The following is a 14,216-nucleotide window of genomic DNA, read 5'->3' as shown; positions in this document are numbered from 1 at the left end:
CTTTTATTGTTCTTGAGGCACACTAGCCTGCTATATCTTCCATTGCGAGCAGGACGGGGCAATGATCGCTTCCTAGGACGTGGGTATCGATCTGCGCATCAATGACCAATGGGCTTAGTCTCGCTGACGCCAAGAAATAATCAATTCGCCATCCGACGTTCCTCTCGCGCACCTTCGGCATATAAGACCACCAGCTGTACACTTCCGCACGTTCAGGATAGAGATGCCTAAAGGTATCTATGAAACCAGAGCTAAGCAGCTCGGTCATCTTGCCGCGCTCTTCAATCGTAAAGCCGGAGTTGCCTAAGTTTGGCTTCGGATGCTTCAGATCGATCTCTTGATGGGCGACGTTCAGATCACCGCAGACTAGAACGGGCTTTGCCGCATCCAGCTCCAGCAGATAGCTGCGGAAGCGGTTTTCCCATTCGAGCCGATAATCCAGTCTCGACAGGTCGCGTTTGGCGTTTGGCGTATAAACGTTAACGAGGTAGAAGCTGTCGAATTCGAGTGTGATCACGCGTCCTTCCGGCTCGGAATCCTCCTCCAGGCCGTAACGTACAGACAGCGGTTTGATCCGCGTAAAGATGGCGGTGCCGGAATAACCTTTTTTGACCGCATAATTCCAATACTGCGAATACTCCTCGCCAAGCTCCATCGTAATTTGCCCTTCTTGCAGCTTCGTCTCCTGCAGGCAAAAAATATCCGCATTCGTTTCTTTAAAATAATCGTTGAAGCCTTTGGTGACACAGGCTCTTAAACCGTTCACATTCCATGATACCAGCTTGATCATCTTGATTCTCCCAGCTTTTCTATCGTTTATTTGCAGAGAACGTCGAGTCCCGTTTCTTATTGCTAGTTTAACATAGAAATCATCACGAGTTGAACAAGGTAGGGGACTGGCGGTTTCTGGATGTTAGCCTACGAATGATAGCTTCGATGATCAATAGATTTGGAATCCAGCAAAGCCATGCTACGACACGGTAGCCCGCTTCAAAATCTCCAAATAGGATGGCCATAGGCGCGAGCCAGAGGCGAAGAGTAACCCCGGCGAAGGTGAGGGCATAGCTGCGGAGCATCCAAGCTTGGTGTGCCTGCACATTTTTGCCTATGATTTTCCGTATGGCTGTCCAAGTCGTTGCTACCCACAGCACATCGAGTGCAAGGAAGCCAAGTCCTGCGGCCGCGCCGCCCGTAGCGAAAAAGGAAAGGTAAATGCCAACGATTCCGCTTATCGTAATCGAAATAACATAAATATAGCCGAGCCGTTTATGGAGAAGGGATCGCTTCTTCGTTTGTTTCATAAAAATCTGAAACGGTCCTATAAGAAGAGCAAGTATGCCTGTTGCTATGTGAATATAAAGGACGTAGACCCATGGGGTAAGCTGAAAATCAGGCTTTTGCAGTTTAAAAGCCACGAGCCCCGCCTTGCTGGCATCCAATAGACCGTATTGAACAACGGCATAGCCTGCAATTGCGAAAGAAAATAGAAATACAAGCGCTCGCAGTAATTTGTTTCTCATCGTAAGGACACTCTCCTTTGTTTTTGTTATTAATTGATCATTGTTCAATTAAAGGGTAAAAAATTATGCCAAACCGCGAAGCAATAAATTCACATGCATGTCGGCCAGGTCCGCCACTTCCTCAAAGGATTGGCTGCCTGGTACATAGAAGTTGACGAAGCCATGGAGCGCGAGAAACAGAACCCAAATCATATCATCATTACGGGCATGTTCTTCATTGATTACCAGCAGCGAAGCTCTTACGGCATCAGCGAATTGATCATAGCTGCCCATCTTCGGAGCCATCGTGTAACAGTCGAGCTCAGGCTCCTGAATAAGAAACATGAGCTCGAAGGAGCGTTTGTTCTCAAGCCCAAAACGAATGAAATTAACAAAAATAAGCTGAAGCCGATCACGTCCAGGGCTTGGCGATTGGGCAATCGTTGTTGATAGAAGCTCATTAAGCCGGTTAAAATCCTCAGTTGCCATAGCGCTGAACAAATCAGCCTTCTCACGAAAATGATAGTAGAGCGAGCCAGCCGAATAGCCGAGCTCCTTGGCAATTCCACGCATGGATAAACCACGATAGCCGTGCTGTGAGAACTGATCTCTTGCCGTAAATAAAATACGTTCGCGGCTAAGTTCCTGATTGACTGCTTTTCTGGGTGTCATTTGAATAGGCTCTCCTTTATTGAACAGTGTTTGATTAAAAGATATCATAACCTGTATTTTTTTGTCAATAGGTATTCTGAAGCTTGGGCACAGAGCAGACCAAGAGCATTTTCTGTTTTATATGGCGAAGGGTATTCAGGATTTTAGGAGATAGGCAGAAATTAAGCTTTGTTTGGGTAAGAATACCACGTAAGAAAGGGTGAGGGTTAAGAGATGTTTTTATTCAAGGTGTAGCAAGAATAAAACTTCAATTAATAATGATAATCGTTATCATTTGTGTTCGAAATAATTTAAAGTAATAATTTTAATCCGTATAAGTAATGTTTATTCGAGAATTTCTTTAAATAAAGGCGAGAGTGGATATTAAAATGAATAATAATGGATTATTAAAAAGAAGTAATCGGACAGGAATTACTATTTAAAAAATAAATAGTAGCTGAAATTGGATTGACATAATTTAGAGTATAACTATAAAATCAAGCTATCGATGGACGATGTACACGTTATCGATTTTCTGAAGAGAGGGAGCATGTTACTTGCACCTGCAGGCATGTGCTTCGGCCACGGAAATTTTTTTTACAACTAAGATGATAATGATTATCATTGTCTACATACTTACTTTTTCTGTGGGCTATACCTGCACATTAGAAAGGAGGAGTGAAGTCGAAATTAGCAATGGATAGTGATCTCGCTTAGCGTAATCGAACTATTTTTATCAGTAAAAATATGAACTCAAAATAAGGGAGTGTATTTAATAATGGTAAAATCGATGAAAAAATTAGTTCCAATGATGCTTTTGACTTTGGTCTTCGCGCTTGTTATGGCTATTCCGGCTTTTGCCGCAACACAAAGCTACCGTTTCCTTGATTCAGCTGGCAGCGCAACCTCGTTTACTGCGGTCCATTCAAGTGCGTTCATTAACGGACCTGCAGACGTAACAGGCTCCACAGCTACGATTACACTTACAGGCGACTATTTCCCATCTTTGAAAGTGAATGGCGTATATGCGACAAGAGCAGTCGTTGGCGGCAATACAACTTTCACATTCCCGGTTGCTGACGTAGTAACGAATATTCCGGTTGAGCTTCGTGTCTACATCGAGGATGTCCACGATGCAACGTTCAACCTGCAAATTGACTGGCTATAATTCATATTATAATAGCGACCTGATTGCCTAAACAAAATCATATGACGGAAAAGCGGCCTGGTTTATTCAGCCGCTTTTCGGTCGGTTTGCTAGGTAGAGACAGGAAGCGAAAAAGGAGTGTCCAACAGTTGAAAAAGAATTTGAGAAAATCATTTGCTATGCTGCTTACGTTTGCCTTGCTGCTAACATCTTTCCAATTGAGCTATGCGGCTGAGTCGACAAATGCTAAGGTGCCAGATGGCGAATATGCACTGAGCTACAATTATTGGAAGGATAATACGGAAACAGCATCGGCTGCGGATGGGTTTATGCAGACCGGCAACACAGGAAAGCTTATCATTCAAGACGGTAAAGCAAAGTTCGAGCATGAAATCACGAGTAAGAACTATGCTTATTTTCATTATCTTGGTTCACGCAAGGCAGGCAGCAGCAAGGCAGTTATTACCACATCAGGCTCCAATTACATAGTCAACGGCCAGGATGGTTATGAACCGGTTACTTACCGTCAGGCCAATAACGGAACGGGAAATTGGATCGTTCAAATCGCAATTAATGACCTGTCCCAGAAACAAGATATCCTTATGCACGTAGAGGTTACCGATATTCCTGGATTCACCTATAACCACTGGTACAACGTACAATTACATTTGAATACAAGCTCGCTTCCGCAGATTCCTGAAGAGGGAGAAGGCGGTGGCGGAAATAATGGCGAAAACAACGGAGGCGGCACGGATCAACCGATTACCCTTGAGAACGTAAATGAGCTCATTTCGGTGTCACGTTCCGTTTACGAAAACACATACGAAGGCACATCCTATGGTGATTATCCCGTAGGCTCCAAAACGTCATTCTATAACAGCATTGAACTAGCTGAAACCAAAAAGGCAGCAGCGGGTTCAGATGCAGCTCTTCTGAAAGAAGTTTGTGTACAATTGCAAGCGGCACTAAGCCAATACAAATCCTTGTTAATTTCAGCGAACAAAACAGCGCTTAGTCTGCTCATTACGCTATCCTCGGAGCTAGCAGATTCGTCAGAGGAACTCGGAAAGGCTGAAGGCAACCCGGGTGCATTCTATTCGACGATTACCCCAGGCGAATATGCTAAAAATGCAATAAGCAATTTTGAAGAAGAGATTAGGATTGCGAAAGTCGTATTTGACAATGAGAAAGCAACTCAAGAGGCTGTTGACGCAGCGGTCAAAAAAATAAACGGTTGGTATATAGATTTCCCGACCAGACAGTATATTGCTTCCGCTCCAACCAAAATCCATGTGTTGGATTCATTGGAGCCCACAACTGTGGAATCTTCTAATGCCAATGAAATTGAGAGAACAGCAACATTGATTACGAATGAGAGCCTCCAAAACCGAACAAATGCAAACCTTTCGTTCGTAGGATCTGCGATTGCTGAGGTCGTGCAATCTTCAGCACTTGAAGACGGAGGAATGAAAACAGATGATTTATTATTCACAAGAAATAAGGATAAAGCGCTTTTAGTAACCAAAAGCTCCAGTGAGCAGCAAAAAGTTTATCAAGTCATTATACGAAATTTGCTGGCTGACGATGCTAGCTGGCAAGGCCTTTCCTTTGTCCGATACAAAGCTGGCGACGAGACCAAAGGTGTTTATATCAGTTACAATGCTGAGCAGCTTCAACAGCTTAAGCAAGCGGCACTGAATGCTCAGAACCTGCATGACTTATTAGTTGCTGTCGAAGGCGAAGAGGAAACATATTCGACTGCAAAAGCTCAGCTGCAATCAGCTATTCAAGCAGCAGGAGAAGCATCAAATAACTTAGCCTCTACAAGGCAGCAAATTGCCGCTGAAACTACTGACTTGGAAGCTGCCGTAGCAGCGTTTAAGGAGACCGCAGCAACTACAGTCAATTTCTCTGTTATCTATTCGAATAAGGAACAATTCTCAACCATGGACAGTTACTTTGTGAAGCCGGCACTTGTCAGTACGAATGGCGGTTCAACTTATGTGACGGTGACTGTGAAAAAGAGCTCCCAAGTCCAATCTATTCAAGTGGAGACAGCCGGAGTATTCGAGGAATCTATCGTTGTTAGCGAAGACAAAGCTGCTGATACGCGCGTCGTGAAGTTCAAGGTCGATGATTTGTCGGTACTTATGAACGCTAAAGTTCATGTCGTCGTTAAGGAACAAAACTATGAAATGACACATGATATCCGCTTGAATTTCAATAATGTCAACAATGCCGCATTGGTACTTGCCATTAATGAAGCGACAGCCCTTCATAAAGCTGCGGTAGTGGGAACGAAGAAAGGCGAGTATCCGGAAGCTGCGAAGGTTGTTTTGCAAAGCGCAATTCAGGCAGCAAGCGCAGAAGCGGTGCGAATTACAGGAACACAAGAGCTGACGGATGCGGCAGTAACGGTGCTGCAGGCGGCTGTTACTGCTTTAAAAGCGGCGGAAAATACAACGAATCCCCCTGATCCAACAACTACACCAGCACCGAACCAAGGTCTGGCCGATGGGCAGTATGCGATTGGGGTCCGCGTGTTGAAATACGGTACCGAGCAGGATTCCGTCATGCAGGAGTACATTTTCCCAACGGCGATATTGGTCGTATCCGGAAGCAGCAAACAAATTCATTTGTCCATTAAGCAGGATAAAGAAATAACCGGATTAAAGTTTAATGGCGCTAATGTTGCGTTGGTAAGCAGAAATACAGAAAAAAATACAAGGGTTGTTTCTTTCGCTGTGAGCGATCTGTCCAAGATTACGGATGGCTGGGTGAAGATCGATTGGCCGGAAATGAGCTATTTCCATCAGTACGATATTCAGTTCAAGTTCGATGAGTCGAGCATTCGTCCTTATAATGGAACGGATGATTTAGATCTGGTCGAGGAAAAGGATGGCGAAAAAGGAAATGAAGAGCTGAATGAGCCTGTCGTTACGGATTTTAAAGATATTCAAGGGCACTGGGCACAAGCTTCGATTGAGAAAGCTCTAGAACTGGGCATTGTCAAAGGCTATGAAGATGGCAAATTCCATCCGAATGGCGTCATTACTCGCGCAGAATTTGCAGCTTTGATTAGTCGGGCATTGAAGCTGCCAGGCAGCACGACAACGACAAAGTTCAATGACAATACGAAGATTCCAACATGGGCACAGGAGCATGTTACACGTGCAGTCCAAGCAGGCTTGATCGGCGGTTATGAGGATCAGACCTTTAGAGCAGGAAATGAGATTACAAGAGCGGAGCTTGCGGTTATTATCGCGCGGGCGGCAAAGCTCGAAACGAAGGAGGACGCGGTATTGTCCTTTGCGGATGCGGATAAGTTCCCCGCTTGGGCTAGAAAAGAGGCAGCCGCTGCGATCGAAGCTGGACTCATTCAGGGCAAAGGGAACAATACATTCGATCCGAACGCAAACGCTACTCGCGCAGAAGCACTGACTCTTATTTTAAGAGTGCTTGAGAAGCTGTAGTCGCCCAATTTGGAACTGTTCAGCCGGGATCTTCCGCATAGGAGGTCCCGGTTTTTTTTTTTTTTTGATATAAATGGGAGAAAATTATCCGGTCAAGAAAACGATGCCGCTTTTCAGCATCGTTGCTGATATAGAAAAGGATTTGACAACTATTTATCCTAATGATAGGATATAAGTATCCTAACTTTAGAATTTATTAAATTAAGATATGTACAGTAAGGGGGCAAAAAAATGTATCATGCTGATGAACAAGGCCAGCTTGACCTTAGGCTTTTCCGCGTTTGGTTCAAAGCCTCGCAAGCCGTTAGCGATAATGTGCGGAAGGATATGGAGAGCCATGGCATTAGGCAGGAGCATTTTATGATTCTCGAACTGCTCTACAGCAAAGGGCCTCAGCCTATTCAGAAAATAAGCGAAAAATTCGATATACCGAGCGGCAGCATCACATACGTTGTGGACAAGCTCGAGAAGAAGGGATATGTAAGGCGCGAGCCTAGCGCTACAGACCGAAGGGGATCGAATGTGCTGCTGACCGAGACAGGCCAAACCCTGTTCGATGATATATTTCCAAAGCATGCAGATGTGATTGCAAAAAACCTAGCTTTTATAAGCAACGAAGAAAAAGAACAGCTTATTGTCTGGTTAAAGGCGATTGGCCATGGCGCAGAAGCGCTGGCGGAGAAGGGGACGAAGTCATGAGATTAAACGTATATACACCGCTTCAGCAGGCGATCGGCTCATTTGAAGGAGGTAGGATTACGGAGCAGAAGCCGATCGGGTTTCCTCATGAGCAGGAAGCCGTCAAACGGGTGGGTCCATTGTTTTATTGGGCATGGGCACATGCGAAGGAAGGCGGCAGCATCGGACTGCATCCGCATAAAGGTTTTGAGATAATGACCTATGTGGTGAACGGACTCGTAGCGCATGGTGATACGCTGGGAACGGAGAGTACAGTAGGAGTGGGCGGAGCTCAGGTTATGCAGACTGGCTCTGGTGTCTCGCATCGCGAGAAAATCACGGGTCCTGATGCGGAGCTATTCCAAATTTGGTTTGAACCCGACCTCAATGAAGCTGTGAAAAGAGTGCCTACCTACCATGAATTTATGGCAGATGATTTCCCGCTTACTAGCATTGGCAGCGCTCAAGTCAAAACGATTTTAGGGGAAGGGTCGCCGGTGCAACTTGTGACGGATGCACAGATGTGGGATATCGTCCTTCAGCCGGATAGCGAATATGTGCACACGATTCCTGAAGGTTATTCGATGGCTGCACTAGCGATCAGAGGAAACGGTGAACTGAGCATGCCGGTGGAGACCGGAGGGGTTGCCTCTTTTGATCATAAAGATTTTGCAGTCATAGAGTCTGTTGACCGCGCGGAGACGATTCGGCTTACCAGTGAGCAATTCGGATTGCGTGTCATTGCTATTCAGCTGCCTACTCAAGTAGAGTATCCGCTTTACCAAAGATAAAGCTAAGTGTTATTAAATGTTAAGGGGATGAAGAGAATGTCTAATGGAAGCATTAATCTAGCCGTTATTTATTATAGTGTAACAGGAACAAATTATCAGATGGCCGAATGGGCTGCGGAGAGCGGCAGACAAGCAGGTGCCGAAGTAAGAATACTGAAAACGCCCGAGCTGGCAACGGAGGATGCGATTCAAGCGAACCCCATTTGGAGAACCCATGTTGCGGCAACGACACATATACCGGAAGTAACTTATAAGGATCTGGAATGGGCAGACGCGATCGTGTTCAGCATTCCATCCCGATTTGGTGGTATGCCAGGACCTGTGAAGCAGTTTTTGGATTCGACCGGAGCCTTATGGTTTAACGGAAAGCTAGTGAATAAAGTCGTGAGCGGGATGACATCCGCACAGAATGCCCATGGCGGGCAAGAACAAACCATTTTGAGCTTATATACTTCCATGTATCATTGGGGAGCTATCGTGGCAGCGCCTGGCTACTCGAGTCCGGTTACTTTCGAAGCTGGCGGCAATCCGTACGGCACAAGCGTTACCGTGCAAAGTGGCAAAATGGTTGAAGACATCCAAGCAGCGGTAGAATACCAGGCTAAGCGGACGGTTAACGTTGCTCAGTGGGTGAAGCTCGGGCTTGCGCAGGAGTAAGCATGGACCAATGAGAACAGCACCGAGTGGCAGTTAATCGGTTTTTTATCCCTAGTTGTTACAAAATAGAAAGACCGGCAGTCTTCTTCTTAGAAGAAGCTGCCGGTCTTTGCTATATGCGTCCGGTGCGCTATGATAGATCATAGAGATCGATTTAAGAGAGGAGAAGAAATGACAGACTTATTGCTTTGGTTAAAGTATCTACTGCTTGGAATCGTACAGGGGGCAACCGAACCTATCCCGGTATCCTCCAGCGGTCACCTGATTATCGCTCAGAAACTATTAGGCATAGAGCAGAGAGGCTTGGCATTTGAAATATTGACGAATACAGCCTCGCTGATTGCTATCTCCTTCATTTTCCGCAAGGATATTATGAGGCTCATTGTGGGCAGCTTGCGGTTTGTCCAAACGAGAGAGAAGAGCTATCGGGCAGATTTTATGTTTGCAGCTTATGTGGTCGTAGGCACAGTACCGGCGGTAATCATTGCATTATTGTTTAAGGATCAAATTGAATCCTACTTTTCAAACGTACGTACGGTGGCAGTGTCCTTATTAATAACGGGCGTGGCCCTCTGGCTAATCCGCAATTTACGCGGTCGGAAGCGCGATGGCGATTTGTCATTCAAAGATGCGTTAATTGTCGGGATGGCGCAAGCCGTTGCACTTATTCCCGGCATTAGCCGATCTGGATCGACGGTCATTACGTCCATCGCCGTTGGCATGAAGCAGGATACTGCGCTTCGCTTTTCCTTTATGCTCTATATCCCAATCAGCTTAGGCGGTCTGGTGCTGGGCATATCCGATATTGCGGGTGATCCTGACCGTTCAACCTTAGCGATTCCGTACATCATTGCATTTCTGACAACGCTAGTTGTCACCTATTTTGCAATGAAATGGTTTATGAACATCATGGCCAAAGGCAATTTGATTTACTTCGCTTATTATTGCTTTGCAGCGGGCATATTGCTCCTTATTTTTCTATAGTTTAAAAATATCTAATCCGTACAGGCCAGCGCATTCCGAGGGGGGAAGTGCTGGCCTGTTAATTATGGACTATACGCAATCTAGCTTTTCGCCTATAATAAACGTAGAAAATATTGGAAAAAGGGGAGAATGGTATGTCAGATAGAACGGTTATTTTATTTCAAGGCGATTCGATAACGGATGGGGCAAGAGGAAGAAGCGATGACCCGAATCATATATTGGGACATAGCTATGCCTATATTATTGGGGCAAGACTAGGCTATGAGCAGGCGGAACAGCAGCCTCTTATTATTAATCGCGGAATAAGCGGCAACCGTGCTTCGGATTTGTATGCAAGATGGAATGAGGATGCCATTAGTTTGCAGCCGTCCTTAATCAGCATGCTGATTGGTGTAAATGATGCATGGAGAACGGTGAACGGCGAGACTAGCGGGGTAACGGATCGATTCGAGCGTGCTTATCGTCATGTGTTGGAGGAAACGAAAGAAGTATTGCCGCAGGCTAAGCTTGTGCTTTGCGAGCCGTTTATCTTAAATACAGGCGCTCCTGCGAGCAATTGGGAGGCTTGGTCGGAGTGCTTAACGGCGTATCAGCAGATCGTTCGCCAGCTTGCAGAGCAGTACGGCGCTATTTTCGTGCCGCTGCAAGCCGCATTCAACGAAGCATGCACACGGGCGGAGGCTTCTTATTGGCTATGGGACGGAGTTCACCCAACGGCCGCTGGCCATGAGCTGATAGCTAGGCAATGGATGGATAAGGTGATTGGAAACGAAACGAAAATTTAAAAGATGCATAAGTTCATCACTGATAGCTATTTATAGCGAAGAGGAGCCAGCATACAAATGACGACGCCATCGATGGAACAAAGATTGCAGCAAATGGAGCAGGAGGAGCAGGAGCTCTGGTTCTCATTCTTTACGAACGACACGGCGCTAGAGCTCGGCTTGGCGATCGTGGAGGAAGCGCGGCGTAACGGCCAGAGAATCACAGTGGATGTTACCCGCACGGGGCAGCGCTTATTTCTCCATGCGATGGAAGGAACGTCGGCTGAGAACGAGAACTGGATTAGGCGTAAAAATAATGCTGCCAATCATTTCGGTATGAGTTCATGGCACATCGCTTGCCGTCTTCGCAGTGAGGGAACGACGATGGAGGAGAAGCACGGATTGCCCATTGCTGATTATGTTGAAGCGGGTGGCGCATTTCCGCTGCTTGTGCGGGGGGAAGGGCAGATCGGTACGGTTACCGTTTCCGGCTTGCCGGACCAAGAGGATCATGATTTGCTTGTTTCGGTTCTCCACCGTTTCTTATCGCAATTCTAAGCTTATAAGCAGCAAAGACCGGGATTTCTCCAGCGGAGGACCCGGCCTTTTTTTTATGTCAGAATATCCACTTTCAGCTGTACTGGCTCAAACCACTTTCCTCTTCAGCTTCCGAAGGAGGGGGAGACGGTAATGCTTCAGCACAAAGCGAAGTGCAAAATAGCCAATGAAAGAAAATAGAATGCTATTGACGATCGAGCCGGTCAGAAAGTTGAGTCCAATGTCGCTGAAGCTGTTGAAGTGATCCGCGGCTTCCGAATAATCGGCATCCGGCACGGCTTCATCCAAGGCGTCATCAAGCTCGTAATTGGGTGAATGGAACAAGCTCTCAATAATAAAACCGGATTTGTAGTTGAGATAAAAGAGAAACGGCCAAAGGAAGGAGCCCAGCGAGCCCGATATGACAGCAGCCACAAGATTGCCTCGCAGCAGCCTTGCAAGTCCTATGGAGAGCAGCATGCCGATGCCGAAGGTCGGAAACCAGCAATGAAAGAAACCAGCTATAAAGCCTATGGCAACGACATGGTCTGATTTGCGGATTCGCAGCAGCTTAAGGAAGTAATACTTCATTTTTCGAACGAGCTTCAGCTTCATAGGTGTCAGTTCCTCTGTTCAGTTGATGTATTGTATTATAATAGCAGATTTTGTCCAAAAAAGGATCTAAATATAGGCTGAGAGGACAGAAGTGGTGAGAAATGTAGATATACCGCAAAAAAGCGAAGAAACGATGGATAGATGCATCCCCCATCGTTTCTTCGCCTTAAAGCATTGTTTTGCAGACTGTTCAGAATCTCCATTTAAGCTTTTTATTTCAGCAGCTTTTTGATTCTGTCTAGCTTGTTTGCATATGGAGGGAAAACGAGTCCAAACTCGATTTTGGTGCTCTTCTTCAAGATGCTTTTTTTGTGGGAAAAAAGATCGAAGCTGTGTTTTCCATGATAGGCGCCGACGCCTGAATGGCCAACGCCGCCGAACGGCAGCGATGGGTTAGACACATGCATAATCGTATCATTAATGCAGCCGCCACCGAACGAAACTTTATTCAGTACTTGTTTCTCTATCGTTGCGTCCTCGGTGAACAAGTAAAGGGAGAGCGGCTTGGGACGAACGTTAATGGCGCTAATTGCCTCGTGAAGATCCTGGTATTCGAGAATGGGCAATAGGGGGCCAAAAATCTCTTCCTGCATCGCTGCGCTGTCCCAGGTACTGCCTGCGAGCAGGGTCGGTTCAATATAGAGATCAGCCCGATCGGTTGTCCCGCCGAACACGATCTGGGCTTGATCGCGTTCCAGAATGGAGGCAAGCCGGTCGAACTGGCGCTGGTTGACGATCCGGGCATAATCGTTGTTGTGCTGAATATCGGAGCCGTAGAAGGCCCTAATGGTTTCTTTCATCTTCTGAATCAACGGTTCCTTTATGCTGGCATGGGCCAGCACATAATCGGGCGAAATGCAGGTTTGTCCGGTATTCAGGAGCTTTCCCCAGATGATTCGTTTGGCGGCCAGCTCTAGATTCGCTGCTGCATCAACGATGACGGGGCTTTTCCCGCCAAGCTCCAGCGTGACAGGAACGAGGTTTTTTGCAGCGGCTTGCATGACGATTTTGCCCACCTCGGTGCTTCCCGTGAAAAAGATATAATCAACCGGCGCATGGATGAGCAGTGACGTCGTTTCCCTTTCTCCTTCAATGACGCATATATAGGAAGGATCAAATGCTTCGCTGATCATTTTAGTGATAAGGGCAGATAGATGAGGCGTACTCTCCGAAGGCTTAACGATGGCACAGTTGCCTGCCGCTATGGCACCGATTAACGGCTCGATGACGAGCTGGAAAGGGTAGTTGAACGGACCGATAATCAACACGGTTCCATACGGTTCTCTATAAATGCGGCTCGTTGCCGGAAAAAGATAGAAAGGAGTTCCTACCTTCTCGGGTTTCATCCATTTCTTGAGCTGCTTTAGCATATGGCGAATACTGCTTGTCGTGATCGCTATCTCCGTCATATACGTTTCTAATTCACTTTTGCGCAGATCTTGATATAATGCTTCGCTAATTTCCTTCTCATGACGCTTAATCGTTTCCAAGAGCAAGCTAAGCTGCTTTAGGCGGAATTGGATATCCTTCGTATGTCCTTCACTAAAGTAGCTTTTCTGCTGTTGCACAATATGATCAATGGCCTCTTTGCTGTATTCGCTCATGCCGAATCCTCCTCGCACTAACCATATCTTAACAGGTCATGTTATCAACTTCTATATTATCCTGCTATTAACCCATTATCGTCATATTTACTGAAAATATGATCGCAGCGTCAATATACGGTTTGTGTGAATATTGCTGTTTGAGCCCTCTCTATTTAAGGTGAAAGTAGGGTGCGCTATACTTTAAGAGTCGATAAGAATGAGTAAAGAGTCTATACTAAGAGTATCTATCTCTCACGAGGAGGGCAAGCGATGGACTGGAATTACTATAATACGTTCATTACCGTTTCCGCGGATTGCCTAGTGGAAATCGGAACTATGCCGCCGGACAAGAAGAGCGGAAGAACGAAGCCAAGTTTGGAATATGAGCTGGCAGCCGAGCATCCATACCGTTATACGCAGGAAGAGCTGATGTTTGAGGTGCATGTTCGCCACCAGGGTATTTCGCAGGAGGAGCTTGCAGAACGTGGAGAAACAATCCGCAGTGCCTTTTTCTCCAAGCCGAAAGCTTGTTTGCGAGCGTCCATGCTTCCTAAGAAGTACGGATGGGGCATCCATTTTGATGAGGCAGGCAAGCTTGCGCTCATACCGAAGGAGTCAGCAGAGTATCAACAGTTTGCAGAAGGCAAACGAGAAAATCTGAAGGTAGTCGCTGGCATGAGAAGCAGTAAAAAATAAGCACGATATAATACTAGGACGTGTCTGAAAACTAAATGATTTTGTAGTATAATTTGAGAAAAACGATTGGAGCATCCACCATGATTCAAAGAAGGTATGAACTAAGTGATGAACAATGGGAACAAATTAAGGATATGT

Annotated in this window: 14 protein-coding genes; 9 read left to right on the top strand and 5 right to left on the bottom strand. The window is 46.1% G+C overall.

The features are described from left to right. Positions 1-22: 22 nt before the first annotated feature. The 3 genes from E0496_RS22060 to E0496_RS22050 form a co-directional block, all read right to left on the bottom strand. Positions 23-787, bottom strand: a complete 765-nt coding sequence (locus E0496_RS22060) for an exodeoxyribonuclease III (RefSeq protein WP_141503980.1) — start codon at positions 785-787, stop codon at positions 23-25. A gap of 85 nt (positions 788-872) precedes the next feature. Then, on the bottom strand, positions 873-1,520 hold the full coding sequence (locus E0496_RS22055) for a DUF2306 domain-containing protein (RefSeq protein WP_141503948.1): 648 nt from the start codon (positions 1,518-1,520) through the stop codon (positions 873-875). 63 nt (positions 1,521-1,583) lie between these two features. After that, a complete protein-coding gene (locus E0496_RS22050; RefSeq protein WP_161601520.1) occupies positions 1,584-2,171 on the bottom strand; it encodes a TetR/AcrR family transcriptional regulator in 588 nt (195 codons plus the stop codon). A 769-nt stretch (positions 2,172-2,940) separates the two neighbouring features. Here E0496_RS22050 and E0496_RS22045 point away from each other — a divergent pair. The 8 genes from E0496_RS22045 to E0496_RS22010 all read left to right on the top strand — a co-directional run bounded on the left by E0496_RS22045 (position 2,941) and on the right by E0496_RS22010 (position 11,202). Next, entirely contained in the window at positions 2,941-3,318 is a 378-nt protein-coding gene (locus E0496_RS22045) for a hypothetical protein (RefSeq protein WP_206669833.1), read from the top strand. 128 nt (positions 3,319-3,446) lie between these two features. After that, a complete protein-coding gene (locus E0496_RS22040) occupies positions 3,447-6,770 on the top strand; it encodes an NEAT domain-containing protein (RefSeq protein WP_161601519.1) in 3,324 nt (1,107 codons plus the stop codon). Between the two features lie 231 nt (positions 6,771-7,001). Beyond that, positions 7,002-7,469, top strand: a complete 468-nt coding sequence (locus E0496_RS22035) for a MarR family winged helix-turn-helix transcriptional regulator (protein ID WP_141503945.1) — start codon at positions 7,002-7,004, stop codon at positions 7,467-7,469. Continuing rightward, positions 7,466-8,239, top strand: coding sequence for a pirin family protein (locus E0496_RS22030; protein WP_141503944.1), 774 nt, complete (start codon positions 7,466-7,468; stop codon positions 8,237-8,239). Before E0496_RS22035 ends, E0496_RS22030 begins: the two co-directional genes overlap by 4 nt. Before the next feature lie 36 nt (positions 8,240-8,275). Then, positions 8,276-8,896: an NAD(P)H-dependent oxidoreductase gene (locus E0496_RS22025; RefSeq protein WP_141503943.1), complete on the top strand. Its 621-nt coding sequence runs from the start codon at positions 8,276-8,278 to the stop codon at positions 8,894-8,896. A 171-nt stretch (positions 8,897-9,067) separates the two neighbouring features. Then, positions 9,068-9,880 carry an undecaprenyl-diphosphate phosphatase gene (locus E0496_RS22020; RefSeq protein ID WP_141503942.1) on the top strand — a complete coding sequence of 271 codons (813 nt, stop codon included), beginning with the start codon at positions 9,068-9,070 and terminating at the stop codon, positions 9,878-9,880. A gap of 134 nt (positions 9,881-10,014) precedes the next feature. Further along, positions 10,015-10,665, top strand: coding sequence for an SGNH/GDSL hydrolase family protein (locus E0496_RS22015; protein WP_141503941.1), 651 nt, complete (start codon positions 10,015-10,017; stop codon positions 10,663-10,665). 57 nt (positions 10,666-10,722) lie between these two features. Further along, positions 10,723-11,202 carry a heme-degrading domain-containing protein gene (locus tag E0496_RS22010; RefSeq protein WP_175598107.1) on the top strand — a complete coding sequence of 160 codons (480 nt, stop codon included), beginning with the start codon at positions 10,723-10,725 and terminating at the stop codon, positions 11,200-11,202. Positions 11,203-11,289: 87 nt separating this feature from the next. Here E0496_RS22010 and E0496_RS22005 read toward each other — a convergent pair whose 3' ends face one another. Both E0496_RS22005 and E0496_RS22000 read right to left on the bottom strand, forming a co-directional pair. Further along, positions 11,290-11,796, bottom strand: coding sequence for a DUF2062 domain-containing protein (locus E0496_RS22005; RefSeq protein ID WP_141503940.1), 507 nt, complete (start codon positions 11,794-11,796; stop codon positions 11,290-11,292). A gap of 212 nt (positions 11,797-12,008) precedes the next feature. Further along, a complete protein-coding gene (locus E0496_RS22000; RefSeq protein ID WP_141503939.1) occupies positions 12,009-13,400 on the bottom strand; it encodes an aldehyde dehydrogenase in 1,392 nt (463 codons plus the stop codon). Between the two features lie 252 nt (positions 13,401-13,652). Here E0496_RS22000 and E0496_RS21995 point away from each other — a divergent pair, with 252 nt between their 5' ends. Next, positions 13,653-14,078 carry a DUF6157 family protein gene (locus E0496_RS21995; protein ID WP_141503938.1) on the top strand — a complete coding sequence of 142 codons (426 nt, stop codon included), beginning with the start codon at positions 13,653-13,655 and terminating at the stop codon, positions 14,076-14,078. Positions 14,079-14,216: the final 138 nt, after the last annotated feature.

This window comes from Paenibacillus luteus, assembly GCF_006542765.1.
Lineage (GTDB): Bacteria > Bacillota > Bacilli > Paenibacillales > Paenibacillaceae > Pristimantibacillus > Pristimantibacillus luteus.
Note: the sequence above shows the minus strand (reverse complement) of the source record. Positions and strands in the feature narration are given on the sequence as shown.

Coding starts and splice junctions, on each gene's coding strand:
- E0496_RS22055 (WP_141503948.1), bottom strand. CDS start 1,520: ATGAGAAACAAATTACTGCGAGCGCTTGTATTTCTATTTTCTTTCGCA.
- E0496_RS22050 (WP_161601520.1), bottom strand. CDS start 2,171: ATGACACCCAGAAAAGCAGTCAATCAGGAACTTAGCCGCGAACGTATT.
- E0496_RS22045 (WP_206669833.1), top strand. CDS start 2,941: ATGAAAAAATTAGTTCCAATGATGCTTTTGACTTTGGTCTTCGCGCTT.
- E0496_RS22035 (WP_141503945.1), top strand. CDS start 7,002: ATGTATCATGCTGATGAACAAGGCCAGCTTGACCTTAGGCTTTTCCGC.
- E0496_RS22030 (WP_141503944.1), top strand. CDS start 7,466: ATGAGATTAAACGTATATACACCGCTTCAGCAGGCGATCGGCTCATTT.
- E0496_RS22025 (WP_141503943.1), top strand. CDS start 8,276: ATGTCTAATGGAAGCATTAATCTAGCCGTTATTTATTATAGTGTAACA.
- E0496_RS22020 (WP_141503942.1), top strand. CDS start 9,068: ATGACAGACTTATTGCTTTGGTTAAAGTATCTACTGCTTGGAATCGTA.
- E0496_RS22015 (WP_141503941.1), top strand. CDS start 10,015: ATGTCAGATAGAACGGTTATTTTATTTCAAGGCGATTCGATAACGGAT.
- E0496_RS22010 (WP_175598107.1), top strand. CDS start 10,723: ATGACGACGCCATCGATGGAACAAAGATTGCAGCAAATGGAGCAGGAG.
- E0496_RS22005 (WP_141503940.1), bottom strand. CDS start 11,796: ATGAAGCTGAAGCTCGTTCGAAAAATGAAGTATTACTTCCTTAAGCTG.
- E0496_RS22000 (WP_141503939.1), bottom strand. CDS start 13,400: ATGAGCGAATACAGCAAAGAGGCCATTGATCATATTGTGCAACAGCAG.
- E0496_RS21995 (WP_141503938.1), top strand. CDS start 13,653: ATGGACTGGAATTACTATAATACGTTCATTACCGTTTCCGCGGATTGC.